The following is a 25,558-nucleotide window of genomic DNA, read 5'->3' on the forward strand; positions in this document are numbered from 1 at the left end:
GTTACACCGTCCGCTCTTTCTTGCAGCTTGTGGCATGTAGCTTGTTGCTTCATTTATTTCCATCCGGAACGAACACGTAGCCGACGCCCCAGACGGTCTGGATGTAGCGGGGCTTGGACGGGTCCGGCTCGATCAGCCGGCGCAGGCGGGAAATCTGTACGTCGATGGAGCGCTCCAGGGCGTCCCACTCGCGGCCGCGGGCGAGGTTCATCAGCTTGTCGCGGGTCAGCGGCTCGCGGGCATGCTGAACCAGCGCCTTGAGCACGGCGAACTCGCCGGTGGTGAGCATGTGCACTTCATCGCCGCGCTTCAGTTCGCGGGTACCGAGGGACAGTTCGTAGTCGCCGAAACGCACGGTTTCGTCTTCGCTGGCCGGCGCGCCCGGCACCACCGGCGCCTGGCGACGCAGCACGGCCTTGATACGCGCCAGCAGCTCGCGTGGGTTGAACGGTTTGGCCAGGTAGTCGTCGGCGCCCAGTTCCAGACCCTGGATGCGGCTGGACTCGTCGCCCTTGGCGGTGAGCATGATGATCGGGATCTGGTTGTTCGATTCGCGCAGGCGGCGGCAGGCGGAGAGGCCGTCCTCGCCCGGCAGCATCAGGTCGAGCACCACCAGGTTGAACAGCTCGCGGGCGAGCAGGCGATCCATCTGTTCGACGTTCTCCACCGCCCGCACGCGGTAGCCCTGTTCGTCGAGAAAACGTTCGAGCAGACGCCGCAGACGGGCGTCGTCGTCGACCACGAGGATTTTTTCGCCTTCAACGGGGGCAGTGTTCATAGCGTCTCCAGACCAGGACATGGTGCGGATTATGGCGCAGACGCCACCCGCACCGCCGCGACCATTGTTAGCAGATTTTTCCCCGGGCGGAGCCGGCGCTTTCATCGGCTGGTGCGCATTTATCGGCGCCAGCGACCTGACGCCCGCCGCCCCCTAGGTATAATGCCGCCCTTTCACGGCCGGACCGGCCCGCGTGTCTATCTGTCAGGTAAGTGCATTCATGGATATCAACAGTCGTATCGCCGAGGAGCTCGGTGTCCGTCCGCAACAGGTTGCCGCCGCCGTGGGGCTGCTCGACGAAGGCTCCACCGTGCCCTTCATCGCCCGTTACCGCAAAGAGGTGACCGGCAGCCTCGACGATACCCAGCTGCGCCATCTGGAGGAGCGTCTGCGCTACCTGCGCGAACTGGAAGAGCGCCGCGCCGCGATCCTCGCCAGCATCGAGGAACAGGGCAAGCTGACCCCGGAACTGGCCCGCGAAATCAACCTCGCCGACACCAAGACCCGCCTGGAAGACCTCTACCTGCCGTACAAGCAGAAGCGCCGCACCAAGGGCCAGATCGCCCTGGAAGCTGGCCTCGGCGAGCTGGCCGACGCCCTGTTCGGCGACCCGACCCTGGCGCCGGAAGCCGAAGCGGCCCGCTTCGTCGATGCGGAAAAGGGCTTCGCCGACGTCAAGGCCGTGCTGGAAGGCGCCAAGTACATCCTCATGGAGCGCTTCGCCGAAGATGCCACCCTGCTCGACCGCCTGCGCGGCTTCCTCAAGGACAACGCCACCCTCAGTGCCCGCGTGGTCGCCGGCAAGGAAACCGAAGGCGCCAAGTTCCGCGACTACTTCGAACACGACGAAACGCTCAAGGGCACTCCGTCCCACCGTGCCCTGGCGATCTTCCGCGGCCGCAACGAGGGCGTGCTGAGCGTCGCGTTGAAGGTCGGCGACGAAGCGCCGGGCATCATGCACCCGTGCGAAGGCATGATCGGCGAGCGCTTCGGCATCAAGGACCAGGGCCGTGCTGCCGACAAATGGCTCGGCGAGGTGGTGCGCTGGACTTGGAAGGTCAAGCTCTACACCCATCTGGAAACCGACCTGCTCGGCGAGCTGCGCGAAAAAGCGGAAGACGAGGCAATCAGCGTGTTCGCCCGTAACCTGCACGACCTGCTGCTGGCCGCGCCGGCCGGCCCGCGCGCCACCCTGGGTCTCGACCCGGGCCTGCGCACCGGGGTCAAGGTGGCCGTGGTGGACAACACCGGCAAGCTGCTGGAAACCGCCACGGTCTACCCCCACGCGCCGAAGAACGACTGGGACGGCACCCTCGCGGTGCTGGCCAAGCTCTGCGCCAAGCACGGCGTCGACCTGATCGCCATCGGCAACGGCACCGCCAGCCGCGAGACCGACAAGCTGGCCGGCGACCTGATCAAGAAGGTGCCGGGCCTCAAGCTCACCAAGATCATGGTGTCCGAGGCCGGCGCCTCGGTGTACTCGGCCTCCGAGCTGGCGGCGAAGGAATTCCCCGATCTCGACGTGTCCCTGCGCGGCGCCGTGTCCATCGCCCGCCGCCTGCAGGACCCGCTGGCCGAGCTGGTGAAGATCGACCCGAAATCCATCGGCGTCGGCCAGTACCAGCACGACGTCTCCCAGCTCAAGCTGGCACGCTCGCTGGATGCCGTGGTGGAAGACTGCGTGAACGCCGTCGGGGTGGACGTCAACACGGCGTCCGCCGCACTGCTGGCACGGATTTCCGGCCTCAACACGACGCTGGCGCAGAACATCGTGCAATTCCGCGATGCGAACGGTGCGTTCAAGTCCCGCGATGAACTGAAGAAGGTCCCGCGCCTCGGCGAGAAGACCTTCGAACAGGCCGCCGGCTTCCTCCGTGTGATGAACGGCGACAACCCGCTGGACGCCTCGGCGGTGCACCCGGAAACCTACCCGCTGGTGCAGCGCATCGCCCAGGACACCGGCCGCGACATCCGCTCGCTGATCGGCGACTCGGCATTCCTCAAGCGCCTCGATCCGAAGAAGTTCACCGACGAGAAGTTCGGCCTGCCGACCGTCACCGACATCCTCGGCGAACTGGACAAGCCCGGCCGCGACCCGCGCCCCGAGTTCAAGACCGCCGAGTTCCAGGACGGCGTGGAAACCCTCAAGGACCTCAAGCCGGGCATGGTGCTGGAAGGCGTGGTGACCAACGTGACCAACTTCGGCGCCTTCGTCGACATTGGCGTGCACCAGGACGGTCTGGTGCACATCAGCGCGCTCTCGGAGAAGTTCGTCAAAGACCCCTATGAAGTGGTCAAGGCCGGCGACATCGTCAAGGTCAAGGTCATGGAGGTGGACATCCCGCGCAACCGCGTCGGCCTGTCCATGCGCATGAGCGACACCCCCGGCGAGAAGGTCGAAGGCCCGCGCGGCGGCGGCCAGCCCAACCGTGGCGGCCAACCGCGCCAGCCCCAGGCCGCACGCAGCACGGGCGGCGCACAACCGGCCGGCGGCGGCGCCATGGCCGCGCTGTTCGCCAACGCCAAGCAACTGAAGAAGAAGTGACCGAACGCCCGCGACCAGCCAGTCTCGGGCTTCGTCAGTAGGGCGAATTCATTCGCCAAATGAACCCAAGGCGGGCGAATGGATTCGCCTCCTCCGGGAAACCGCAGGAGTTGCCCATGGATATCCCCGAAGACCTGCAATTCAGCAACTTCAGCCGGCTCATCGGCTGCCGCGTGCATCGCCTGAGCGAAGGCGAAGCCGAGATCGCCCTGAGTATGGCCGACCACCTGCGCAACCGGGGCGGCAAGCTGCATGGCGGCGCGTTGTTCAGCCTGATGGACACCGCCATGGGCCTGGCCTGCTCGACCGCCCACGGTTTCGACCGGCAGAGCGTGACCCTGGAATGCAAGATCAACTACATCCGCGCCGTCGGCGAGGGCGATGTGATCTGTCATGCCCGCGTCCTGCATGCCGGCCGCACCACCCTGGTGGTGGAAGCCGACATTCGCCAGGGCGACACCCTCGTCGCCAAGGGACAAGGCACCTTCGCTCAGCTGTAACGCCGAAGGGGCCCCTAGGCTCTATGATGAAAAGCCTGGATACCCCTGGCCTCTTGTAGACACGCCGCGCTGCCCCCATATTGGCGCGACACTGCCTAGGAAACTGACTCTTGAGCAACCTCCTTTCCCGCCGCCTGGCCCTGCTCGGCGAGCGCGCCCCTCTCTCCCTGCTCGCACAGTGCCTGCACGGCATCGAGCGGGAATGCCTGCGTGTGGATGCCGATGGCCAGCTGTCGCTGAGCCCGCACCCCGCCGCGCTGGGTTCCGCGCTGACCCATCCGCAGATCACCACCGACTATTCCGAGGCCCTGCTGGAGTTCATCACGCCGGCCGAGCAGGACCCGGCGCTGACACTGGACGACCTGGATCGCATCCACCGCTTCGTCTACGCCAGGCTCGACGGGGAGTTCCTCTGGAGCGCCTCGATGCCCAGCCAGTTGCCGGACGAGGAGACCATTCCCATCGCCCGCTACGGCGACTCGCTGATCGGCCGCCTCAAGTACGTCTACCGCAAGGGTCTGGCGCTGCGTTACGGCAAGACCATGCAGTGCATCGCCGGCATTCACTACAACTTCAGCCTGCCCGAGACGCTCTGGCCGGTCCTCAAGGCCGCCGAAGGCGACCCGCAGAGCGACCGCGACTACCAGTCGGCGCGCTACATCGCGCTGATCCGCAACTTCCGCCGCTACAGCTGGTTGCTGATGTACCTGTTCGGTGCCTCGCCGGCGCTGCACAAGGGCTTCCTGCGCGGCAACCCGCATCAACTGGAAACCCTGGACGAGGACACCCTCTACCTGCCCTGGGCCACCAGCCTGAGGATGAGCGACCTGGGCTACCAGAACAACGCCCAGGCCGGCCTGACGCCTTGCTACAACAGCCTCGACAGCTATTTGGCCAGCCTGCGCCAGGCGGTCGGCACACCCTACCCGCCCTATGTCGAGATCGGCACCCAGCGCGACGGCGAGTGGCTGCAACTGAACACCAACGTCATCCAGATCGAGAACGAATACTACTCGAGCATCCGCCCGAAGCGCGTGACCCACACCGGCGAGCGGCCGATCCAGGCGCTGGCGGCGCGCGGCGTGCAGTACATCGAAGTGCGCTGCATGGACATCGACCCCTTCCTGCCACTGGGTATCGACCTGACCAGCGCGCGCTTCCTCGATGCCTTCCTGCTCTACTGCGCCCTGCAGGACAGTCCGCCGCTGGCTGGCGACGAGTGCCGCGCCTGCACCAACAACTTCCTCAAGACGGTAAAGGAAGGCCGTCGCCCCGGCCTGCATCTGCAGCGGAACGGCGAAGCGGTGGAGCTGAAGACTTGGGCCCACGAACTGCTCGACGACATCGCACGGGTCGCCGACCTGCTCGATCGCAGCCACGGCGGCCGTGTCCATGCCGACGCCCTGGCGGCCCAGCGCGCCAAGGTGGACGACGCCCGCCTGACGCCATCCGCGCGGGTACTGGACGCCTTGCGCGAGCACCGTGAAAGCTTCGTCGGTTTCGCCCTGCGCCAGAGTCGGACGCACGCCGAGTATTTCCGTGGGCGACCGCTGAGCGAGGCAGAAATGGCGGAGTACGAGGCTCAGGTGCAGCAGTCCCTGGCCGAACAGGAGGAGCTGGAACGCACCCAGGTCGGCGATTTCGATACCTTCGTCGAGGCCTATCAGGCCAGCATCCTCGGCATCGCCATCTAACCTTCAACATGCCTGGACGGGCCGCACGACGAAGTCGCGCAGCCCATCACAAAACCGACAAGTGGCGGCGTTTGGCGGGATAGACAGTCCGGCGAGACGTCGCGTGGCCGGCTAGGATGAGCGGAAATTTCGGAAAAGCGAGCCCCGCATGGCGCCGTCCGACGCCTCTCTCGACAACGATGACAGCCAATGGAGCCTGGAAAGCCTGACGAAGGCCTACCAGCAAGGCTATATGGCAGGTCTGACCGGCCACCCGATCGACCAGCAACCCTACCCCGCCGATGTCGTGGCCGCCGCCTGGGAAGCCGGCTGGGACGACGGGCACGAGCAACTGCTCGCCTCCGGCCGCCAGCCCCAGACCAAGCGCGCCTGACGCTGCGCCCTACCCGTCGGTAGCCCGGATAAGCCGCGGAGCAATCCGGGATCGGTCTGACAGGCGCCACCCTCCCAATCCCAGCACGATAAATACCTACAACGATTTCTCGAAAATCTTCGAATTGCGCTGGTAGTTGTACAGCGACGCCCGCGCAGCCGGCAGGCGCTCGACGCTGCTGGGCTCGAAGCCACGCTCGCGGAACCAGTGCGCGGTACGCGTGGTGAGCACGAACAAGGTCTTCAATCCCTGCTGGCGGGCCCGCTCCTCGATGCGCTCGAGCAGTTCGTCGCCACGCCCGCCGTGGCGGTATTCCGGGTTGACCGCGAGGCAGGCCAGTTCACCGGCGTCCGAATCGGCGATGGGATAGAGCGCCGCGCAGGCAATGATCAGGCCGTCGCGCTCGACGATGCTGAACTGGGTGATCTCCCGCTCCAGCACTTCGCGCGAACGACGCACCAGGATGCCCTGCTCCTCCAGCGGGCTGATCAGGTCGATCAGGCCGCCGACGTCCTCGATGGTCGCCTCGCGCAATTGCTCGAACTGCTCCTGGTCGACCAGGGTGCCGCCGCCGTCGCGGGTGAACAGTTCGGTAAGCAGCGCGCCATCCTCCTGGTAGCTGACGATATGGCTGCGCTTCACCCCACCCCGGCAGGCCTGGGCCGCGGCGTCGAGCAGTTCGGCCTGGTAGCTGGCGCCGAGCCGTGCCAGGTGCGTCGGCACCTGCTGCGGACGCAACTCGCGAATCAAACGCCCTTGCTCGTCGAGCAGGCCGCGTTCCTCGCCGAACAGCAACAACTTGTCGGCCGCCAGGTCGATGGCCGCGCGCGTCGCCACGTCCTCGCAGGCAAGGTTGAAGATTTCCCCGGTGGGGGAATAGCCGAGCGGCGACAGCAGCACGATGGCGCGCTCGTCGAGCAGGCGGCCGATCCCCTTGCGGTCGACCCGCCGCACTTCGCCCGTATGGTGATAGTCGACGCCCTCGAGCACGCCAATCGGCCGCGCGGTGACGAAGTTGCCGCCAGCAACGCGCAGACGAGAGCCCTGCATCGGCGAGGCCGCCATGTCCATCGACAGGCGCGCCTCGATGGCGATGCGCAATTGCCCCACGGCATCGATCACGCACTCCAGGGTGGGGCCGTCGGTGATCCGCAGGTTGTGGTGGAAGTGCGGTGTCAGGCCGCGGTTGACCAGGCGCGCCTCGATCTGCGGGCGCGAGCCGTGGACCAGTACCAGGCGTACGCCGAGACTGTGCAGCAGGACCAGGTCATGGACGATGTTGCCGAAGTTCGGGTGGGCCACCCCCTCGCCGGGCAGCATGACCACGAAGGTCCGGTCCCGGTGCGAGTTGATGTAGGGAGATGCGTGGCGGAGCCAATTGACGTAATCGAGCATGAATGAGCCTGTAGTGATTCTGATGGCTCTCCCCTTCCGTCATGGAAGCGGAGCGACAAGGGAAAGACGGTTCATCCGCCGGCTTTCCCGAACTCTCCCGTTGGGGAGAGGGCAGTCCGTCGTCATCGTCGCAACACGGTCAGACTCCACTCGGGCTCAGGCAATAGTGCTGGATCAGCTCGCGCAGCAGCCGGACGCTCGGCTCCAGGCGCGCCATCTCGAGGTACTCGTCAGGCTGGTGGGCGCAGGCGATATCGCCGGGGCCGAGCACCAGGGTTTCGCAACCGAGCTGCTGAAGATACGGCGCCTCGGTGCCGAAGGCTACCGCACCGGCGGCATGGCCGGTGAGCCGCTCGGCCACATGCACCAGTTCGGCGTTGGCGGCCTGCTCGTAGGGCGGCACGCTAGGAAACAGCGGGGCGAAGTCGATCTTCACCTGGTGCCGCTCGGCCAGCGGTTGCAGGCGTTGGCGGATTTCCAGGCGCAGGTGCTCCGGCGCCATGCCCGGCAACGGACGCAGATCGAACTCCAGGGAACACTGCCCGCAGATGCGATTGGGATTGTCGCCGCCATGGATGCAGCCCAGGTTGAGGGTCGGCTGCGGTACGTTGAACAGCGGGTTACGGTATTCCTTTTGCCACTGGCTGCGTAGCGCCAGCAACTCGCCGATCGCCTCGTGCATGGCCTCCAGGGCGCTATGCCCGAGGCTCGGGTCGGACGAGTGACCGCTACGGCCGAGGATATCGATGCGTTCCATCATCACGCCCTTGTGCAGGCGGATCGGCCGCAGTCCGGTCGGCTCGCCGATCACCGCGGCGCGACCGAGCGGCCGTCCGGCATCGGCCAGGGCACGGGCGCCGGACATGGAGCTTTCTTCGTCGCAAGTGGCGAGGATCAGCAGCGGCTGCTTGAACGGCTGCGCGAGCAGCGGCCGCACCGCCTCGACGATCAGCGCGAAGAAGCCCTTCATGTCGCAACTGCCGAGGCCGTACCAACGGCCGTCGCGCTCGTCCAGGCGCAGCGGATCGCTCTTCCACAGGGCGGCGTCGAAGGGCACGGTGTCGCTGTGGCCGGCCAGCACCAGCCCGCCGGGGCCGCTGCCGTAGCTGGCGAGCAGGTTGAACTTGCCGGGCACCACCTCCTGCACTTCACAGGCGAAGCCGAGGTCACCCAGCCAGGTGGCGAGCAGATCGATCACCGGTCGGTTGGTCTGGTCCCAGTGCGGCTGGGTACAGCTCACCGAGGGCGCGGCGATCAGCGCGGCGAAGGCGTCTTTGAGGGAGGGAACGGGCATCGGCGATTCTCCGGCAGCAGGCCTCCATCATGGACCATCGCCGCAACGGAATAAACCGGCCCCGCCCGTCGGAATGCAGCGGTCTGGCGGACACGCAGGGCGCGTGTCCGCCTTCGACGGTCAGGCAAAGATGCCTTTGAGGATCAGGAAGAACAGGATCGACAGGGCCGCACCCACCGGCAGGGTGATGATCCAGGACATGAAGATCGAGCCGATCACACCCAGGTTCAACGCACCGATACCCCGCGCGATACCGACGCCCAGCACGGCACCGACCAGGGTGTGGGTGGTGGATACCGGCAGGCCGATGGCCGAGGCACCCACCACGGTGGTGGCGGTGGCCAACTCGGCGGCGAAGCCACGGCTCGGAGTCAGCTCGGTGATTTCCTTGCCGATGGTGGCGATCACCTTGTAGCCGTAGGTGGCCAGGCCGATGACGATCCCCACGGCGCCGAGCAGCAGCACCCAGCTCGGCAGCGCGGCCTTGGCACCCACCGCCTCGCCGCCGGACTGGATCACGCCGACGATGGCGGCCAGCGGACCGACCGCGTTGGCCACGTCGTTGGAGCCATGGGCGAAGGCCATGGAGCAGGCGGTGAAGATCATCAGCACGGCGAAGACCTTCTCCACGCTGGAGAAGTGGAACGCCTTGTCCGCTTCCTCATCGACATGGATGCGACTGAGGATCGCGACGCCCAGCAGCATGACCAGGACACCGACAGCCACGGCCAGCAGCAGGCTCTGGTTGCTGCTGAGGTTCAGGCCGATGTGCTTGAGCCCCTTGGACAGCGTCATCACCGCCACCATGAAGCCGGTGAGGAACATGTACAGCGGCACGAAGCGCTTGGCGTTCTTGAACGGGCTGTCGGTGTCGATGATCAGCTTCTGCACGCTCATGAACAGGCCGAAAGCGACCACGCCGGACAGCACCGGAGAAATCACCCAGCTGGCGACGATGGGGCCGACGCCACTCCACTTCACCGCATCCATGGAAATGCCGACGGCCGCGAAACCGATCACCGCGCCGACGATGGAGTGGGTCGTGGAGACCGGCCAGCCCTTCATGGACGCGATCAGCAGCCAGGTCCCCGCCGCCAGCAGCGCCGACATCATGCCCAGCACCATCAGCTCAGGCGAAATCAGCGACGCATCGACGATGCCGCTCTTGATGGTCTCGGTGACCTGGCCACCTGCCAGGTAAGCACCGCAGAATTCGAAGACCATGGCGACGACAATCGCCTGCTTGATGGTGAGGGCTCGCGAGCCCACCGAGGTCCCCATGGCGTTCGCCACGTCGTTGGCACCCACGCCCCAGGCCATGAAGAAACCGAACAGGCAGGCAAGCAGCAGGAGTACGAAACCGTAGTCCGTGATCAGAGACATAAGCGTTTTCTCGTTCGAATCCCAGAAAGGACGCTGGCGCTCATCGCGCCAGCAATTGTTCCAGTCGGTTGCCCACGCGCTGGGCACGGTCGGCGACGTCGCCGATCCAGTCGATGATCTGATAGAGGAACATCACATCGACCGGGGGGAGATCCTTTTCCAGTTTGAACAGGCCGCGGCGCACTTCGATCTGCAGACGGTCGGTGTCCTGCTCGATGGCGTCCAGCTCTTCGATCAGGTTTTCCACCAGCACCGCCTCGCGGCCGCCGAAACCGGTTTCCAGCAACTCGTCCAGCTCGTTCATCGCCTTCAGTGCCTGGGCGCTGGCGTCCACGGTGCGCTGGACGTAGGTCAGCATCAGCGGCTGCAGGGCTTCCGGCACGGTCATGCAGCGGCCGAGCATCAGGCCGGCGATGTCCTTGGCGCGGTTGGCGACTTTGTCCTGTACACTCAGCAGCTCCAGCAGATCCGAACGCGGAACCGGCAGGAACAGGCTCTTGGGCAGGTGCAGGCGCACGCTCTTCTTGAGCTTGTCGGCTTCCTTCTCCAGACGCACCATCTCCTGCTGCACCTGTTCCACTCTGTCCCAGTCTTCCGCCACTACAGCCTGGAAGAAGGGCATCAGATTCGCCGCGCACTCGTGGGCCTTGGCGATGTGCTGTTGCATCGGGCCGATGGGCGACCGGCCGAACAGACTGACGAAGGGATTGGTTGGCATAGGGTGAACCCCGTTTTTAAGAGGCGGCAAGTATACGGATCGCCCCGTGGACCTGCCAGCATGCGTCATCGGGCTGCAACTTTTTCATGATAGGCGCTTGGACTCCGCACCATGGTCAAAGAAACCGAAATCAAGCTGCGCGCCAGTCGCGACACGCTCGCCGCACTGCGCGAACATCCGTTGCTGAAAAAACGCAACAAGAGCGGCTGGGAACGCCGCGAACTCTTCAACCAGTATTACGACAGCGCCGAGCGCGACTTGGCTCGGGCCAAGGTGGCGCTGCGCCTGCGCCGCGACGGCGAGCAGTACATCCAGACCCTGAAGAGCCGCGGCCAGAGCGTCGCCGGGCTGTCCGAGCGCAACGAATGGGATTGGTACCTGGACAAACCCAAGCTCGACCCGAAGAAGCTCACCGACGAGTGCTGGCCAGCCAGCCTGGCCGGGCTGGACAAGAAGTGCCTGAAGCCGATCTTCACCACCGACTTCGTTCGCGAACGGGCGGAAATCGCCTGGGGGCGCGGCAAGGCCAAGGTGGTGATCGAAGCGGCGCTGGACTTGGGCAAGGTCATCGCCGGGAAGCAGGAAGAAGAAATCTGCGAGCTGGAACTGGAACTGCGCCAGGGCGAACCGGAAGCGCTGCTGGAACTCGCCGCGGAGCTGGCCGCCGACCTGCCGCTGATGCCCTGCGACATCAGCAAGGCCGAGCGCGGCTACCGGCTGTTCGATGAAAACAGCTACGCCCTCAGCCTGCCCGCGCCCGAACTGGACGCCCTGATGCCGCTGGACGACGCTTTCGCCGCACTGGCCTGGCATCTGCTCGGCAGCAGCCAGCGCCTCGCCGAACAATACCGCTTCAACGGCCATTGGCGTCTGCTCGGCCTATGGCTTGGCCAGTTGGCCGAGCTGCGTGCCCTGCTCGGCAGCCTCGGCCAGGCCGTGCCCCGGGCCAGCAGCCGCGAACTGCGCGAAAGCCTGGACGCGCTGCTCATGGACTGGCGCCCGCGCCTGCAGGATGGGCAGCACAGCGAAGAAAGCCGGCAGGCCGCCGTCGGGCAGTTCGCCGAGGAGCTGGCCGGCACCCGCTGGGGCCTGTTCTCGCTGCAGGCCTCGCGCTGGCTGCTCGGCCGTGCCTGGGTGTCCGCCCGCAACGAGCGCGGCCAGCGCCAGGGTGCCGCCCCCCTGGGCCGCTGGCTGCCACGCATGCTCGCCGAAGAGGCCCAGGCTCTGCCGCTGACCCGCTACCAGCGGCAGCCGGAGGACCTCGCCGAGCAGTTGCCGCGCATCGAGCGCATGCTGGTCTGGCTGCGCCTGGCCCGCGGCGCGCTGGAGCTGCCGGAAGTCGACCGTCTGTACGGGGAACTGAACAAACTGGCGGCCCTCGCCGTCCAGCCCCTGGACGACGAGCAGTGCGAGCTGCGTACGGCCCAGGCACAGACGTTGATCTCCCTGCCTGCCTGGAAGGCCTTGCAGAAATAAAGGAAGCGCGCCGGGACCATGCTCAGACAAAGCCTACGATCCGTTTTCGCCACTTGGCTCACCGGCCTCCTGGCGTTGCTGCCCCTGGCCCTGACCCTGGCGCTGCTGGCCTGGGTGGTTAGCCTGCTGAACCGCCTGGTGGGCCCCTCCACCCTGGTCGGTCAACTGTTCGCCACCCTCGGCCAGCCGTTCGCCAGCAACCCGTACCTGGCCTACCTGTTGGGCAGCCTGGTGTTGCTGGGGAGCCTCTACCCCCTCGGGCTCGCCGTGCAGTTGGGATTGCGTCGGCCGCTGGCCTGGCTGATCGACGTCACCCTGCGGCGTACCCCGCTGATCGGCAACCTCTACAACCTGGCGGATCGCTTCGTCGGCCTGTTGGACCGCGAGAAGAACCCGGACATCGGTGCCATGAGCCCGGTCTGGTGCTTTTTCGGCGGGGACGGCGCGGCCGTGCTGGCACTGCTGCCTAGCCCGGATCCCGTCGAACTAGAGGGCCGGCCGCACTACGCAATCCTGGTCCCGACCGCACCGATACCGGTCGGCGGCGGGCTGATCTACGTCCCGGTGGACTGGGTGCGCCCGGCCCACATGGGCGTCGACGACCTGAGCGCCATCTACGTCTCCATGGGCCTCACCCCGCCTCCGCCGCGCAAGGACTAAGTTTCACACCGGCAGCGCGGTAGTCGACTTGATCTCCGACAGCGCGACGATGGAGTTCACCTCCTGGATACCCGGCACCTGCGAGAGCTTCTCGAAGAAGAAGCGCTCGTAGGCCTCGATGTCGCGGGTCACGATGCGCAGCATGAAATCCACCGTCCCCATCAGAACGTGGCATTCCAGCACCTCGGGAAAGCCGCGCATGGCCTCGGCGAACTCGGTGAGGTTGGAGCGACCGTGGGCGTTGAGCTTCACCTGGGCGAAGATTTGTGCGTTCAGGCCGACCTTGCGGCGGTCCAGCAGGGTGACCTGGCCACGGATCACCCCTTCCTCCTTCAGCCGCTGGATACGCCGCCAGCATGGCGACTGGGACAAGCCCACCCGCTCGGCGATCTCCGCGGTGGACAGGCTGGCGTCCTCCTGCAGCAGGGCGAGGATGCGGCGGTCGAAATTGTCCAGCATGACGGACATAAGTTTTTCTCGAAATGGATAAAACGAGGCAAGACTATCCCAGTCGCTCGCCACAGGGGACCAATAAGGCAGAAAAAACCGCTCCGGAGCTGGAAAACTGTCCACATCGAAACGACAGGAGCATCCGCATGCCCGCCCACGCCAGCGCCAACCCCCTTCACCTCGTACCGTCCGTGCCGCTGGATCACCGGGCGGACGCCTGGAACGGCGCCGCCATCCGCCTGATCGACGCGCACTTCCATATCCAGGCGGATGCCGAGCCGGACGTGCTCTGCCGCCTGCTCGGTTTCTTCGCGCAACAGCAATTGACGCCGTCGGACGTCAGCGCGCACCGCGAAGACGACGACCGGTTCGCCCTGACCATCCGCCATCCGTCGCTCTGCGCCCGACGCGCGGAAGTGATCGCACAGAAGATGCGCAGCCTGGTCAGCGTTTTCGCGGTCGAACTCCGAGAGGCAACCGCATTGGCGCCCAGGATCGAAGCCCAGGCGTAACCCATCGTTCCAGGCTGGGGACTTGATCACGCTTGGCGCTTCGCCCCGCACCGCGTAATCGGGCATGCTATGGACAAACGGAAGAGAGGTCCCAATGACCTAAGCTTCCAGAGTCGAAAGTGGTCGAGGAACCCCATGACAGCGTTCGCTTCATCCGCCCAGGACCGTTGGCTGGATCTCAACGACGTGCTCCGCGAGCTGGTCAACCAGGGCCGGGTGGACCAGAACACCGCCGAGCAGTGCCTGGCGATCCGTCGCAGCGCGGTGAACAACCAGCAGCACCCGCTGGAATTCCTCGCCGCCCAGCAGATCGACGACCTCACCCGGCCGGGCAGGAAACTCGACCTCGACACCTTGACCCGCTGGCTCGCCGACTTTTCCGGCCAACCCTACCTGCGCATCGACCCGCTGAAAGTGGACGTCGCCGCGGTAACGCCGCTGATGTCCCACGCCTTCGCCCAGCGGCACAAGATTCTCGCCGTGGAAGTGACGCCGGACATGGTGACCATCGCCAGCGCGCAACCCTTGGTACACAGCTGGGAAAGCAACCTGACCCACGTGCTGAAACGGCCGATCAAGCGGGTGGTGGCCAACCCGGCGGACATCCAGCGCTTCACCCAGGAGTTCTATCGCCTGGCCCGCTCCGTCAGCGGCGCCAGCGCCGCCGACCAGAAGGTCAGCGGCGTCGGCAACTTCGAGCAATTAGTCAACCTCGGCTCCGGCGACCAGGAGCCGGACGCCAACGACGCGCACATCGTCAACATCGTCGACTGGCTGTTCCAGTACGCCTTCCAGCAGCGCGCCAGCGATATCCACATCGAGCCGCGCCGCGAACAGGGCACCGTGCGCTTCCGCATCGACGGCGTGCTGCACAACGTCTATCAGTTCCCGCCTCAGGTCACCATGGCGGTGGTCAGCCGCCTGAAGAGCCTCGGCCGGATGAACGTGGCCGAGAAGCGCAAACCGCAGGACGGCCGGGTGAAGACCAAGACCCCGGACGGCGGCGAAGTGGAGCTGCGCCTGGCCACCCTGCCCACCGCCTTCGGCGAGAAGATGGTGATGCGGATCTTCGACCCCGAAGTGCTGTTGAAAAGCTTCGACGCCCTCGGCTTCTCCCTGGACGACCTGCGCCGCTGGCAAGGCATGACCAACCAGCCCAACGGCATCATCCTGGTCACCGGCCCCACCGGCTCGGGCAAGACCACCACGCTGTACACCACGCTCAAGCAGCTCGCCACTTCCGAAGTGAACGTCTGCACCATCGAAGACCCGATCGAGATGATCGAGCCGGCGTTCAACCAGATGCAGGTCCAGCACAACATCGACCTGACCTTCGCCAGCGGCGTGCGCGCCCTGATGCGCCAGGACCCGGACATCATCATGGTCGGCGAGATCCGCGACCTGGAAACCGCCGAGATGGCGATCCAGGCGGCGCTGACCGGCCACCTGGTGCTCTCCACCCTGCATACCAACGATGCGCCCAGCGCGGTGACGCGCCTGCTCGAACTCGGCGTGCCGCACTACCTGATCAAGGCCACCGTGCTGGGTGTCATGGCCCAGCGCCTGGTGCGCACCCTCTGTCCGCATTGCAAGGCACCGACGGAGCTGAGCGAAGAGGACTGGCAGAGCCTGACCAAGCCCTGGAGCGCCCCACTGCCGACAGGCGCCCACCGCGCGGTGGGCTGCCTGGAATGCCGAGACACTGGCTACCGTGGGCGCGCCGGGGTCTACGAGATCATGCTGCTCAACGATGCGATCAAGCCGCTGATCACCGCCGACACCGACCTGGTCGCCTTGCGCCGCCAGGCATTCAAGGACGGCATGCGCAGCCTGCGCCTGTCCGGCGCGCAGAAGATCGCCGCCGGCCTGACCACCCTCGAAGAAGTGCTGCGCGTGACACCGCAGAGCGAGCAGAAGTAGCGATAGGCCCCTCGACCCGCTCTGGGGCGGGCATCTCAGGGCAGGGGCCCATGACTAATTCCCGTTTTCGGGAACCCATACCGGCAAGCTACTGGCGCTCCGCCTAAACTCAGCGTGTTTTCTCCCAACCGCAGGAGCCGTCTCCGATGGAAATCGGAACAGTCATTCTTCTCTTCGTCGGCCTCGCCATCGCCGTGGTCTTCATGGGCTTCAAGGTGGTGCCGCAGGGCTACCAATGGACGGTCGAACGCTTCGGCCGCTACACCAACACCCTCAAGCCGGGCCTGAACATCATCGTTCCGGTGATGGACCGCATCGGCCGCAAGCTCAACGTGATGGAAAGCGTGCTGGACATCCCGCCGCAGGAAGTCATCAGCGCCGACAACGCCATCGTGCAGATCGACGCGGTGTGCTTCTTCCAGGTGATCAACGCGGCCCAGGCGGCCTACGAGGTGAACAACCTGGAGCTGGCCATCCGCAACCTGGTGATGACCAACATCCGCACCGTGCTCGGTTCCATGGAGCTGGACGCCATGCTCAGCCAGCGCGACGCCATCAACGAACGCCTGCTCAAGACCGTGGACGAGGCAACCGCCCCCTGGGGCATCAAGATCACCCGCATCGAGATCAAGGACATCACGCCACCGTCCGACCTGGTCGAGGCCATGGCCAGCCAGATGAAAGCCGAACGCCTCAAGCGTGCGCAGATTCTCGAGGCCGAGGGCAAGCGCCAGGCCGAAATCCTCACCGCCGAAGGCGAGAAGCAGGCGCAGATCCTCAAGGCCGAAGGCGAACGCCAGGCCGCCTTCCTCGAAGCCGAGGCCCGCGAACGGGCGGCCGCCGCCGAAGCGGAGGCGACCCGCATGGTGTCCGAGGCGATCGCCGCCGGTAACGTGCAGGCGGTGAACTACTTCGTCGCCCAGAAGTACATCGACGCCCTCGGCCAGCTCGCCGCGTCGGACAACAGCAAGATCGTCCTGATGCCGCTGGAAGCCAGCCAGGTGATCGGCGCGGTTGGCGGCATCGGCGAGATCGTCAAGGCGACGTTCGACGGCAAGAAGAGCTGACCATGTGGGATTATTTGCAACACCTGTCCTTCTGGGACTGGCTCGCCTTCGGCACCCTTCTGTTGATCCTCGAAGTCTTCGGCGCAGGCGGCTACCTGCTGTGGATCGGCGTCGCCGCCGCCAGCGTCGGCGTACTCACCTTCGCCTTTCCGGACCTGCACTGGACCTTGCAGTTCATCCTGTTCGCCATCCTCTCGGTACTCACCGCCGTGCTCTGGTGGCGGCGCCAGCGCAGCGCGGCCAAGCCTTCCGACCAGCCCGGCTTGAACCAGCGCGGCCAGGAGCTGTACGGTCGCATCTTCAGCCTGCATGAAGCCATCGTCAGCGGCCGCGGCAAGATCAAGGCCGGCGATACCGTCTGGCTGGTAGTCGGCCCTGACCTGCCGGCCGGTACGGCCGTTCGGGTGGTCGGCCAGGAAGGCGTGCTGCTCAAGGTCGAAGCCGCAGCCTGAACAGGCCACGGCCATCCCCGCACCGTCGGGGGTGGCCGCCGAGAAGGGAACTCCAAACGAAGCGCAGGACTCTTAGTTACAGGCTCGAACCCAGAGGAGTCCCTGTCATGCGCCGTTCCCTTGCCTGCCTCGCGTTAGCCTTGTCCCTGCCCGCCGCCAGCGCCTTCGCCGACGGCGATTTCTGGCGCGACGTACTCTCGTCGGGCGCCACCACCGCCTCGACCTACCTGACCTTCAAGGACGACAAGTTGATCGTGGCCGCCAAGGATGACGCCAGCAGCTTCGTCGCCAGCGGCGGCGAGATTCGCGGACCGTACCTGGAAGCCGCGCTGCAGCGTATCCGCGACCAGCACCCCGGCGTGAAAGCCGACGACATGGAGCTGGCTACGGCAATCCTTGCAGCGGAATAGACTGCCCGTCATAACGAAAAAGGCCGCTCCTAGGGGCTAATGCTGTTCATTTAAGGTCATGCACACCTGCTCCCCTCTCCCGTTTACGGGAGAGGGGCTGGGGGAGAGGGCCGAAAACACCGCGAAACTATCGGTGCCCCCTCTCCCTAACCCTCTCTCCAGAGGGGCGAGGGGACTGATCGTGTCTGACCAACGCTTAAGTGAACAGCATTACGCTCCTAGGGGCGGCCTTTCGTTTTACAGTCGGACTCACTCGCGATAAGCATCCACCGGCACGCAGGCGCAGAACAGATTGCGGTCGCCGTAGACGTTGTCCACGCGGTTCACCGTCGGCCAGTACTTGTGGGCACGGGTGTGGACGGTAGGAGTCACCGCTTCCTCGATGCTGTACGGCCGCTCCCAGATGCCGATGACGTCCGCCAGAGTATGCGGCGCACGCTTGAGCGGGTTGTCCTCGGCCGGCCAGTCGCCGTTCTGCACCTTGCCGATCTCGGCGCGGATGCTGAGCATGGCTTCGATGAAACGATCCAGCTCGTGCTTGGATTCGCTCTCGGTGGGCTCGATCATCAGCGTGCCGGGGACTGGGAACGACATGGTCGGCGCATGGAACCCATAGTCCATCAGGCGCTTGGCCACGTCTTCCTCGGTGATCCCGGTTTCCGCCTTGAGCGGACGCAGGTCGAGGATGCACTCGTGGGCCACGCGGCCGTTGCGGCCGCTGTAGAGCACCGGGAAGGCGCCGTCCAGTTTGTGCGCCAGGTAGTTGGCGTTGAGGATGGCCACTTCGGTGGCGTCCTTGAGCTGCGGACCCATCATGGCGATGTACATCCAACTGATCGGCAGGATGCTCGCGCTGCCCCACGGCGCCGCGCTGACCGCGCCGTTCTCCGGGTTCGGCCCTTCCAGTGGCACCACCGGGTGGTTGGCGACGAACGGCGCCAAGTGTGCGCGCACGCCGATCGGGCCCATGCCCGGGCCACCACCGCCATGGGGAATGCAGAAGGTCTTGTGCAGGTTCATGTGCGAGACGTCGGCGCCGATGTCGGCCGGACGCGCCAGGCCGACCTGGGCGTTGAGGTTGGCGCCGTCCATGTAGACCTGGCCGCCCTGGGCATGGATGGCCTCGCAGATTTCCCGGATGCCTTCCTCGTAGACGCCATGGGTCGAGGGGTAGGTGATCATCAGGCAGGAAAGCTGCTCGCCGGCTTCCGCCGCCTTGCGCTTGAGGTCCTCGAGATCGACGTTGCCGTCCTGGTCGCACTCGACGATGACTACGCGCATGCTGGCCATCTGTGCCGAGGCCGGGTTGGTACCGTGGGCCGAGGACGGGATCAGGCAGATGTTGCGGTGCCCTTCGCCACGGCTCTCGTGGTACTTGCGGATCGCCAGCAGGCCAGCGTATTCGCCCTGGGCGCCCGAGTTGGGCTGCATGCAGATGGCATCGAAGCCGGTGATGGCGCACAGCCAGGCGTCCAGCTCGTCGATCATCGCCTTGTAGCCCTGGGCCTGCTCCACCGGTGCGAAGGGGTGCAGGTTGGCGAATTCCGGCCAGGTGATCGGGATCATCTCGCTGGTGGCGTTGAGCTTCATGGTGCAGGAGCCGAGCGGGATCATCGCCTGGTTCAGCGACAGGTCCTTGTTCTCCAACTGCTTGAGGTAGCGCAGCATCTCGGTTTCGCTGTGGTGCGCATTGAACACCGGGTGGGTCAGGTAGGCGCTGCTGCGCTCCAGTTCGGCCGGAATCCCGCTGGCGACACCGGCGTCCAGCGCAGCGACGTCCAGGCCGTGGTCGGCGCCGAGGAAGATATCGAACAGTCGCTCGACCGTTTCGGCGGTGCAGGTTTCGTCCAGGCTGACGCCGAGCTTGCCGCGCCCGAGGATGCGCAGGTTGATGCGCGCCGCCTGGGCGCTTTCGATGATCGCCGTCTGGCTGCCACCGACCTCCAGGGTCAGGGTGTCGAAGAAGTGCCTGTTGATCCGCTGGATGCCTTTCTGCTCCAGGCCGGCGGCGAGGATGGCGGTCAGCCGGTGTACGCGCTGGGCGATGCGCTTGAGCCCCTGCGGCCCATGGTAGACCGCGTAGAAGCTGGCGATGTTGGCCAGCAGGACCTGGGCGGTGCAGATGTTGGAGTTGGCCTTCTCGCGGCGGATGTGCTGCTCGCGGGTTTGCAGGGCCATGCGCAGGGCGATGTTGCCGCGGGCATCCTTGGACACGCCGATGATGCGCCCGGGCATCGCGCGCTTGAATTCGTCGCGGGTGGCGAAATAGGCGGCATGCGGACCGCCGTAGCCCATGGGCACGCCGAAGCGTTGGGCCGAGCCGAACACCACGTCGGCGCCCAGCTCGCCGGGCGGGGCGAGCAGCAGCAGGCTGAGCAGGTCGGCGGCCACGCAGGCCAGCGCCTGCTGGCTGTGCAGGTGATCGATCAGCGGGCGCAGGTCGCGGATCTCGCCGTGAGTGTCCGGGTACTGCAGCAGCGCGCCGAAGACTTGGTGCCCGGCCAGCTCATCCACGCTGGCGACGACCACGTCGAAGCCGAACGCTTCGGCACGGGTCTGCACCACGGAAACGGTCTGTGGATGGCAGTTCTCATCGACGAAGAACAGGTTGCTCTTACTCTTCGCCACGCGCTTGGCCAGGGCCATGGCCTCGGCGGCGGCGGTGGCTTCGTCGAGCAGCGAGGCGCTGGCCAGGTCGAGGCCGGTCAGGTCGATGGTCAGTTGCTGGAAGTTCAGCAACGCCTCCAGCCGGCCCTGGGCGATCTCCGGCTGGTAGGGGGTGTAGGCGGTGTACCAGCCCGGATTCTCCAGCACGTTGCGCAGGATCACCGTGGGCGTGACGGTGCCGTGGTAGCCCATGCCGATCAGGCTGGTCCATAGCTGGTTCTGCTGCGCATGTCCCTTGAGCTTCGCCAAGGCGCCCTGCTCGTCTAGCGCCGCCGGCAGGTCGAGCGCGCGGTCCAGGCGGATCGCCGGCGGGACCGTCTGGTCGATCAGTTGGGCGCGACTGGCGAGACCGAGGCTTTCGAGCATGGCCTGCTGCTCGGCCTCGTCCGGGCCGAGGTGGCGGCTGAGGAAAGCGTCAGGTTGCTGGAGTTGGGCGAGGCTGGGCGTCTGGGACATGGCAGGGGCTCTTCGGAAAGCACGAAGCCCCGCCGATGCGAGGCTCCATGGGGCAGGCTGGGATCAGGCGTCGGCTTCGCTGGCGGCCTTGTAGCCGTCGGCGTCGAGCAGCTTGTCCAGCTCGGCTTCGTCGCTCGGCTTCAGTTTGAAGAACCAGCTGCCGTACGGATCGCTGTTGACGTTCTCCGGGCTCTCGGTCAGCGCCTCGTTGACCGCGATCACCTCGCCGCCAATCGGCGCGTAGATGTCGGATGCAGCCTTGACCGACTCCACCACCCCGGCTTCCTGACCGGCGGTCAGCTGCTGGCCGACTTCCGGCAGTTCGACGAACACCACGTCGCCCAGGGCTTCCTGCGCGTGGTCGGAGATACCCACGGTCACGGTGCCATCCATTTCCAGGCGGGCCCATTCGTGGCTGGCGGCGTAACGCAGATCGGCGGGAATGTCACTCATTGCTTGATCCTCGAGAAAAGGCGGCAGGTCACTGCCAGGAAAATTTAGCAGGCGCGCGGCGGGCCGTAGGCAAACCGCACCGCGCGACTGTCGGAACGTCTTTCAGATGAGCGCCTTGCCGTGGCGCACGAAATTCGGCTGGACCACCCGTACCGGGTACCACTTGCCACGGATTTCCACCTCGGCACGGTCGCCGGTGGCGGCCGGGACGCGGGCCAGGGCGATGGACTTGCCCAGGGTCGGCGAGAAGCTGCCGCTGGTGATCTCGCCTTCGCCGACGCCTTCGACCCGCACCACCTGGTGGGCGCGCAACACGCCGCGCTCTTCCAGTACCAGCCCGACCAGACGCGGCTGGTCGCCGGCACTGCGCTGCGCTTCCAGCGCCTGGCGGCCGACGAAGTCACGCCCGGCCGGCTCCCAGGCGATGGTCCAGGCCATGTTGGCGGCCAGGGGGGAGACGTCTTCGTCCATGTCCTGGCCGTAAAGGTTCATGCCGGCTTCGAGGCGCAGCGTGTCGCGTGCACCGAGGCCGATCGGAGCGATGCCGGCACCGACCAGTTCGCCGAAGAACGCCGTCACTTCGGCGGCCGGTAGCATGATTTCCAGGCCGTCTTCGCCGGTATAACCGGTGCGGGCAATGAACCAGTCGCCTTCCGGCAGGCCCTGGAACGGCTTGAGTTCGTTGATCAGCGAGGCGCGGGCAGAGGTCACCAGTTCGGCCGTGCGGGCACGCGCCTTGGGCCCCTGGATGGCGAGCATGGCCAGGTCGGCGCGCTCGTTCAGTTCGACGGCGAAGCCCTCGGCCTGGCGCGTCATCCAGGCCAGGTCCTTGTCGCGGGTGGCGGCGTTGACCACCACGCGGTAACCGTTCTCGGCGAGATAGACGATCAGGTCGTCGACGACACCGCCGCGTTCGTTGAGCATGCCGCTGTACAGGGCCTTGCCCGGCGTTTGCAGGCGTGCCACGTCATTGGCCAGGAGATGTTGGAGATAAGCGGTGGCCTGGGCGCCCGATACGTCCACCACGGTCATGTGGGAGACATCGAAGACCCCGCAATCGCGGCGCACCTGATGATGCTCCTCGACCTGCGAGCCGTAGTGCAGCGGCATGTCCCAGCCGCCGAAGTCGACCATCTTGGCACCGAACGCCAGGTGCTGGTCGTAGAGAGGGGTGCGCTGTCCCATGGGTTTCTCCTTCCGGGCGTGGCGAAGATGCGGGCATCGCTGCAGCTCGGCTGAGCCTGCTTCGGCAGGTCACTGGCACGTCCGCAGAGCCCACCGGGCGGCGGGTCGCATCGAATGGCGCGCATTGTAGCCGCTCACCGAAAGGGGGTCACTCTCCAAGCTCCAAGCTCCAAGCTCCAAGCTCCAAGCTCCAAGCTCCAAGCTCCAAGCTCCAAGCTCCAAGCTCCAAGCTGATCAGTGTGAGGGTCGAACTGGCGCTACCAAGCACCTACCGCTTTTACTTGCCGCTTGAGGCTTGAAGCTTGCCGCTGCCCCTATCCTATTTGCCGCGCGGAGCGGCGGATGAGACCGATCACCGGCAGCAGCCCGACCAGCACCAGCGTCAGCGCCGGCAGCGCGGCGCGAGCCCACTCGCCCTCGCTGGTCATCTCGAAGACCCGCACCGACAAGGTGTCCCAGCCGAAGGGACGCATCAGCAGCGTGGCCGGCATTTCCTTGAGCACGTCGACGAACACCAGCAGCGCCGCGCTCAGCGAACCGGGCAGCAACAGCGGCAGGTAGATGCGGAAGAACAGCCGCGGACCGCCGACGCCCAGGCACCTCGACGCTTCCGGCAGCGACGGACGGATGCGCGCCAGGCTGCTTTCCAGCGGTCCGTAGGCCACCGCCATGAAGCGGATCAGGTAGGCCAGCAGCAAGGCGGCCAGACTGCCCAGCAGCAACGGCTTGCCGGCGCCGCCGAGCCAGGTGGACAGCGGGATCACCAGTTCGCGATCGAGGTAGCTGAACGCCCACATGATCGCCACCGCCAGCACCGAACCGGGTAGCGCATAGCCGAGATTGGCCAGCCCGACCGCCGACCGGATCGGCCGGGTCGGTGCCAGGCGGCGGGCGAACGCCAGCAGCAGGGCGACACCCACGGTAATCGCCGCTGCCGTGCCGCCGAGGTAGAGGGTATGCAGGATCAGGCCGGTGTAGCGCTCGTCCAGGTCGAAGCGGCCACGCTGCCAGAACCACACCAGCAGTTGCATGACCGGAATGACGAACGCACAGAGGAACACCAGCCCACACCAGGCGCTGGCCGCCAGGGCCTTGAAACCGCGCAGGTGGTACAGGGCCTTGCCGCGTGGCCGCTCGCTGGTCGGGCGTGCCGCTCCCCGGGCCCGGTGCTCGCCATAGAGCACCAGCATCACCGCCAGCAGCAGCAGACTGGCCAATTGCGTCGCGCTGGACAGGCTGAAGAAGCCGTACCAGGTCTTGTAGATGGCGGTGGTGAAGGTATCGAAATTGAACACCGAGACGGCGCCGAAATCCGCCAGGGTCTCCATGATCGCCAGGGCCAGGCCGGCGCCGATGGCCGGGCGCGCCATCGGCAGGGCGACGCGCCAGAACGCCTGCCAGGGCGACTGGCCGAGCACGCGCGCCGCCTCCATCAGCCCCTTGCCCTGGGCGAGGAAGGCGGTACGGGCGAGCAGGTAAACATAGGGATAGAACACCAACACCAAGACCGTGATCACCCCGGCAGTAGAGCGGACACGCGGCAAGCGCAGGCCGCTGCCGAACCACTCGCGCAGCAGGCTTTGCACCGGGCCGGCGAAATCCAGCAGACCGACGAAAACGAACGCCAGTACATAGGCGGGAATGGCGAACGGCAACATCAGCGCCCAGTCCAGCCAGCGCCGCCCGGGAAATTCGCAAAGGCTGGTGAGCCAGGCCAGGCTCACGCCGAGCACTGTCACACCGCAGCCGACGCCCAGCACCAGCACCAGCGTGTTGCCCAGTAGACGCGGCAACTGGGTATCCCAGAGGTGCGCCCAGATTTCACGGTCCACCGTATGCCAGGACAGCACCAGCACGCTCAGCGGCAGCAATACCAGGGCTGCGATGGCAAAGGCGATGGGATACCAGCGACGCTGGGCAGGATGGGCCACGAAAATCCTCGGAACTCAAAAGACGAACGCCCCGGCGAACCGGGGCGTCGAAGTAAAACAGGCGCAAGCTGCAAGCTGCAAGCTGCAAGCTGCAAGCTGCAAGCTGCAAGCTGCAAGCGAATCAGTGTGAGGGACGCGCTGGCGCCATCGTCAAAGCACCTACCGCTTCTGCTTGCCGCTTGTGGCTTGCAGCTTGCCGCTTTTATTTAGTTCCAACCCGCCCGATCCATCAGCTTGATGGCTTCGGCCTGGCGCTTGCCGGCCACTTCCACCGGGATGCTGTCGGCCTTGAAGCTGCCCCAGGCGGCGACTTCTTCGGAAGCCGGCACTTTCGGGTTGGCCGGGAATTCCTGGTTGAGCCCGGCGAACAGGCCCTGGGCCTCTTCGCTGGTCATCCACTCGAGCAGCTTCTGCGCAGCCTCGGCATGGGGCGCATGCTGGGTCACGCCGGCGCCGGACAGGTTGACGTGCACGCCACGGTCGGCCTGGTTCGGCCAGAACAGGCGCACTTTCAGGTCCGGCTGCTGCTTGTGTAGACGGCCGAAGTAATAGGTGTTCACCAGGCCGACATCGCACTGGCCGGCATCGATGGCCTGCAACAGGGCGGTATCGTCGGCGAAGGGATCGGTCGCCAGGTTGTTCACCCAGCCCTTGAGGATTTCCTCGGTCTTGGCCGCGCCGTGGGTTTCGATCAGGGTGGCGGTCAGCGATTGGTTGTAGACCTTCTTGCTGGTCCGCAGGCACAGGCGGCCTTCCCAATTCTTGTCGGCCAGAGCCTCATAGGTGGACAGCTCTTCCGGCTTCACCCGCTCGGTGGAATAGGCGATGGTCCGCGCACGTAGCGACAGGCCGGTCCAGGCGCCGCTGGTGGCGCGATACTGGGACGGGATATTGGCTTCGATGACCGGGGACTTCAGCGGCTTGAGCACGCCTTCCTGCTCGGCCTGCCAGAGGTTGCCGGCATCGACGGTGATCAGCATGTCGGCGGGCGTGTTGGCACCCTCGGCCTTCAGGCGCTCCAGCAGCGGGGCTTCCTTGTCGGTGATGAACTTGACCTTGACGCCGGTCTTGGCGGTGTACTGGTCGAAGACCGGCTTGATCAACTCATCGATACGCGAGCTGTACACCACGATCTCATCGGCAGCCTGGGAAATGCCCGACAGGGCGGTGAGCGCGACAACGGCGAACACACTCTTCTTCAACGACATGGTATGGCCTCTCGCTTCGTTATTATCGGAC

At 65.8% G+C, this 25,558-nt stretch carries 22 protein-coding genes; 11 read left to right on the forward strand and 11 right to left on the reverse strand.

The genetic code is table 11. The features are described 5' to 3' along the window. Nucleotides 1–49: 49 nt before the first annotated feature. Nucleotides 50–778: an osmolarity response regulator transcription factor OmpR gene (gene ompR, locus PIN01S_RS01150; RefSeq protein ID WP_084333072.1), complete on the reverse strand. Its 729-nt coding sequence runs from the start codon at nt 776–778 to the stop codon at nt 50–52. Nucleotides 779–998: 220 nt separating this feature from the next. On the opposite strand from ompR, the gene PIN01S_RS01155 reads away from it, so the two are divergent. The 4 genes from PIN01S_RS01155 to rmf all read left to right on the forward strand — a co-directional run bounded on the left by PIN01S_RS01155 (nt 999) and on the right by rmf (nt 5,890). After that, entirely contained in the window at nt 999–3,323 is a 2,325-nt protein-coding gene (locus PIN01S_RS01155) for a Tex family protein (RefSeq protein WP_084333074.1), read from the forward strand. Nucleotides 3,324–3,439: 116 nt separating this feature from the next. Further along, nucleotides 3,440–3,823, forward strand: coding sequence for a PaaI family thioesterase (locus tag PIN01S_RS01160; protein WP_084333076.1), 384 nt, complete (start codon nt 3,440–3,442; stop codon nt 3,821–3,823). Nucleotides 3,824–3,933: 110 nt separating this feature from the next. Continuing rightward, nucleotides 3,934–5,517 (forward strand): glutamate--cysteine ligase, encoded by a 1,584-nt coding sequence (gshA, locus tag PIN01S_RS01165; protein WP_084333078.1) that lies wholly within the window; start codon nt 3,934–3,936, stop codon nt 5,515–5,517. Nucleotides 5,518–5,665: 148 nt separating this feature from the next. Then, the gene (gene rmf, locus PIN01S_RS01170; protein ID WP_084333080.1) at nt 5,666–5,890 is read left to right on the forward strand and encodes a ribosome modulation factor; all 225 of its coding nucleotides are present in this window, start codon (nt 5,666–5,668) and stop codon (nt 5,888–5,890) included. A 96-nt stretch (nt 5,891–5,986) separates the two neighbouring features. Here rmf and argA read toward each other — a convergent pair whose 3' ends face one another. From argA to PIN01S_RS01190, 4 genes are all read right to left on the reverse strand, one after another. After that, entirely contained in the window at nt 5,987–7,285 is a 1,299-nt protein-coding gene (argA, locus tag PIN01S_RS01175) for an amino-acid N-acetyltransferase (RefSeq protein WP_084333081.1), read from the reverse strand. 139 nt (nt 7,286–7,424) lie between these two features. Further along, nucleotides 7,425–8,579 (reverse strand): acetylornithine deacetylase, encoded by a 1,155-nt coding sequence (argE, locus tag PIN01S_RS01180; RefSeq protein ID WP_084333082.1) that lies wholly within the window; start codon nt 8,577–8,579, stop codon nt 7,425–7,427. Nucleotides 8,580–8,699: 120 nt separating this feature from the next. Further along, nucleotides 8,700–9,962, reverse strand: a complete 1,263-nt coding sequence (locus PIN01S_RS01185) for an inorganic phosphate transporter (protein ID WP_084333083.1) — start codon at nt 9,960–9,962, stop codon at nt 8,700–8,702. Nucleotides 9,963–10,002: 40 nt separating this feature from the next. After that, a complete protein-coding gene (locus PIN01S_RS01190; RefSeq protein ID WP_084333084.1) occupies nt 10,003–10,680 on the reverse strand; it encodes a TIGR00153 family protein in 678 nt (225 codons plus the stop codon). Nucleotides 10,681–10,791: 111 nt separating this feature from the next. Here PIN01S_RS01190 and PIN01S_RS01195 point away from each other — a divergent pair, with 111 nt between their 5' ends. Both PIN01S_RS01195 and PIN01S_RS01200 read left to right on the forward strand, forming a co-directional pair. After that, nucleotides 10,792–12,156, forward strand: a complete 1,365-nt coding sequence (locus PIN01S_RS01195) for a CYTH domain-containing protein (RefSeq protein WP_084333085.1) — start codon at nt 10,792–10,794, stop codon at nt 12,154–12,156. An 18-nt stretch (nt 12,157–12,174) separates the two neighbouring features. Then, a complete protein-coding gene (locus PIN01S_RS01200) occupies nt 12,175–12,816 on the forward strand; it encodes a DUF502 domain-containing protein (protein WP_084333086.1) in 642 nt (213 codons plus the stop codon). Nucleotides 12,817–12,819: 3 nt separating this feature from the next. Here PIN01S_RS01200 and PIN01S_RS01205 read toward each other — a convergent pair whose 3' ends face one another. Further along, complete coding sequence (locus PIN01S_RS01205) at nt 12,820–13,284, reverse strand: Lrp/AsnC family transcriptional regulator (RefSeq protein WP_084333087.1); 465 nt, start codon at nt 13,282–13,284, stop codon at nt 12,820–12,822. Between the two features lie 128 nt (nt 13,285–13,412). Here PIN01S_RS01205 and PIN01S_RS01210 point away from each other — a divergent pair, with 128 nt between their 5' ends. The 5 genes from PIN01S_RS01210 (at nt 13,413) to PIN01S_RS01230 (ending at nt 17,627) form a co-directional block, all read left to right on the forward strand. Beyond that, nucleotides 13,413–13,778 (forward strand): ACT-like domain-containing protein, encoded by a 366-nt coding sequence (locus PIN01S_RS01210; protein ID WP_084333089.1) that lies wholly within the window; start codon nt 13,413–13,415, stop codon nt 13,776–13,778. A gap of 135 nt (nt 13,779–13,913) precedes the next feature. Then, nucleotides 13,914–15,698, forward strand: a complete 1,785-nt coding sequence (gene tfpB / locus PIN01S_RS01215) for a type IV pilus assembly ATPase TfpB (protein ID WP_084333091.1) — start codon at nt 13,914–13,916, stop codon at nt 15,696–15,698. 146 nt (nt 15,699–15,844) lie between these two features. Then, nucleotides 15,845–16,765, forward strand: coding sequence for an SPFH domain-containing protein (locus PIN01S_RS01220; RefSeq protein WP_084333093.1), 921 nt, complete (start codon nt 15,845–15,847; stop codon nt 16,763–16,765). Nucleotides 16,766–16,767: 2 nt separating this feature from the next. Further along, nucleotides 16,768–17,217 (forward strand): NfeD family protein, encoded by a 450-nt coding sequence (locus PIN01S_RS01225; protein WP_084333095.1) that lies wholly within the window; start codon nt 16,768–16,770, stop codon nt 17,215–17,217. 107 nt (nt 17,218–17,324) lie between these two features. Continuing rightward, the gene (locus PIN01S_RS01230; RefSeq protein WP_084333097.1) at nt 17,325–17,627 is read left to right on the forward strand and encodes a DUF2388 domain-containing protein; all 303 of its coding nucleotides are present in this window, start codon (nt 17,325–17,327) and stop codon (nt 17,625–17,627) included. Between the two features lie 249 nt (nt 17,628–17,876). Here the strand turns inward: PIN01S_RS01230 and gcvP are convergent, their stop codons facing one another. From gcvP to PIN01S_RS01255, 5 genes are all read right to left on the reverse strand, one after another. Beyond that, entirely contained in the window at nt 17,877–20,750 is a 2,874-nt protein-coding gene (gene gcvP, locus PIN01S_RS01235; RefSeq protein WP_084333099.1) for an aminomethyl-transferring glycine dehydrogenase, read from the reverse strand. Nucleotides 20,751–20,813: 63 nt separating this feature from the next. Further along, nucleotides 20,814–21,203, reverse strand: a complete 390-nt coding sequence (gene gcvH, locus PIN01S_RS01240; protein ID WP_084333101.1) for a glycine cleavage system protein GcvH — start codon at nt 21,201–21,203, stop codon at nt 20,814–20,816. A gap of 102 nt (nt 21,204–21,305) precedes the next feature. Next, a complete protein-coding gene (gcvT, locus tag PIN01S_RS01245) occupies nt 21,306–22,388 on the reverse strand; it encodes a glycine cleavage system aminomethyltransferase GcvT (RefSeq protein WP_084333103.1) in 1,083 nt (360 codons plus the stop codon). 314 nt (nt 22,389–22,702) lie between these two features. After that, nucleotides 22,703–24,319, reverse strand: coding sequence for an ABC transporter permease (locus PIN01S_RS01250; protein ID WP_084333104.1), 1,617 nt, complete (start codon nt 24,317–24,319; stop codon nt 22,703–22,705). A 206-nt stretch (nt 24,320–24,525) separates the two neighbouring features. Further along, nucleotides 24,526–25,527 carry a Fe(3+) ABC transporter substrate-binding protein gene (locus PIN01S_RS01255; RefSeq protein ID WP_084333106.1) on the reverse strand — a complete coding sequence of 334 codons (1,002 nt, stop codon included), beginning with the start codon at nt 25,525–25,527 and terminating at the stop codon, nt 24,526–24,528. Nucleotides 25,528–25,558: the final 31 nt, after the last annotated feature.

The organism is Pseudomonas indica NBRC 103045 (genome assembly GCF_002091635.1).
GTDB classification, from domain to species: Bacteria; Pseudomonadota; Gammaproteobacteria; order Pseudomonadales; family Pseudomonadaceae; genus Pseudomonas_M; species Pseudomonas_M indica.

What these genes read in the sequence shown, in the direction of transcription:
- ompR (WP_084333072.1), bottom strand. Translation starts at nt 778, where the DNA reads ATGAACACTGCCCCCGTTGAAGGCGAAAAAATCCTCGTGGTCGACGAC.
- PIN01S_RS01160 (WP_084333076.1), top strand. Translation starts at nt 3,440, where the DNA reads ATGGATATCCCCGAAGACCTGCAATTCAGCAACTTCAGCCGGCTCATC.
- argE (WP_084333082.1), bottom strand. Translation starts at nt 8,579, where the DNA reads ATGCCCGTTCCCTCCCTCAAAGACGCCTTCGCCGCGCTGATCGCCGCG.
- PIN01S_RS01200 (WP_084333086.1), top strand. Translation starts at nt 12,175, where the DNA reads ATGCTCAGACAAAGCCTACGATCCGTTTTCGCCACTTGGCTCACCGGC.
- tfpB (WP_084333091.1), top strand. Translation starts at nt 13,914, where the DNA reads ATGACAGCGTTCGCTTCATCCGCCCAGGACCGTTGGCTGGATCTCAAC.
- PIN01S_RS01230 (WP_084333097.1), top strand. Translation starts at nt 17,325, where the DNA reads ATGCGCCGTTCCCTTGCCTGCCTCGCGTTAGCCTTGTCCCTGCCCGCC.
- gcvT (WP_084333103.1), bottom strand. Translation starts at nt 22,388, where the DNA reads ATGGGACAGCGCACCCCTCTCTACGACCAGCACCTGGCGTTCGGTGCC.
- PIN01S_RS01190 (WP_084333084.1), bottom strand. Translation starts at nt 10,680, where the DNA reads ATGCCAACCAATCCCTTCGTCAGTCTGTTCGGCCGGTCGCCCATCGGC.
- PIN01S_RS01155 (WP_084333074.1), top strand. Translation starts at nt 999, where the DNA reads ATGGATATCAACAGTCGTATCGCCGAGGAGCTCGGTGTCCGTCCGCAA.
- PIN01S_RS01205 (WP_084333087.1), bottom strand. Translation starts at nt 13,284, where the DNA reads ATGTCCGTCATGCTGGACAATTTCGACCGCCGCATCCTCGCCCTGCTG.
- rmf (WP_084333080.1), top strand. Translation starts at nt 5,666, where the DNA reads ATGGCGCCGTCCGACGCCTCTCTCGACAACGATGACAGCCAATGGAGC.
- gcvP (WP_084333099.1), bottom strand. Translation starts at nt 20,750, where the DNA reads ATGTCCCAGACGCCCAGCCTCGCCCAACTCCAGCAACCTGACGCTTTC.
- PIN01S_RS01255 (WP_084333106.1), bottom strand. Translation starts at nt 25,527, where the DNA reads ATGTCGTTGAAGAAGAGTGTGTTCGCCGTTGTCGCGCTCACCGCCCTG.
- PIN01S_RS01185 (WP_084333083.1), bottom strand. Translation starts at nt 9,962, where the DNA reads ATGTCTCTGATCACGGACTACGGTTTCGTACTCCTGCTGCTTGCCTGC.
- PIN01S_RS01210 (WP_084333089.1), top strand. Translation starts at nt 13,413, where the DNA reads ATGCCCGCCCACGCCAGCGCCAACCCCCTTCACCTCGTACCGTCCGTG.
- argA (WP_084333081.1), bottom strand. Translation starts at nt 7,285, where the DNA reads ATGCTCGATTACGTCAATTGGCTCCGCCACGCATCTCCCTACATCAAC.
- PIN01S_RS01195 (WP_084333085.1), top strand. Translation starts at nt 10,792, where the DNA reads ATGGTCAAAGAAACCGAAATCAAGCTGCGCGCCAGTCGCGACACGCTC.
- PIN01S_RS01225 (WP_084333095.1), top strand. Translation starts at nt 16,768, where the DNA reads ATGTGGGATTATTTGCAACACCTGTCCTTCTGGGACTGGCTCGCCTTC.
- PIN01S_RS01220 (WP_084333093.1), top strand. Translation starts at nt 15,845, where the DNA reads ATGGAAATCGGAACAGTCATTCTTCTCTTCGTCGGCCTCGCCATCGCC.
- gcvH (WP_084333101.1), bottom strand. Translation starts at nt 21,203, where the DNA reads ATGAGTGACATTCCCGCCGATCTGCGTTACGCCGCCAGCCACGAATGG.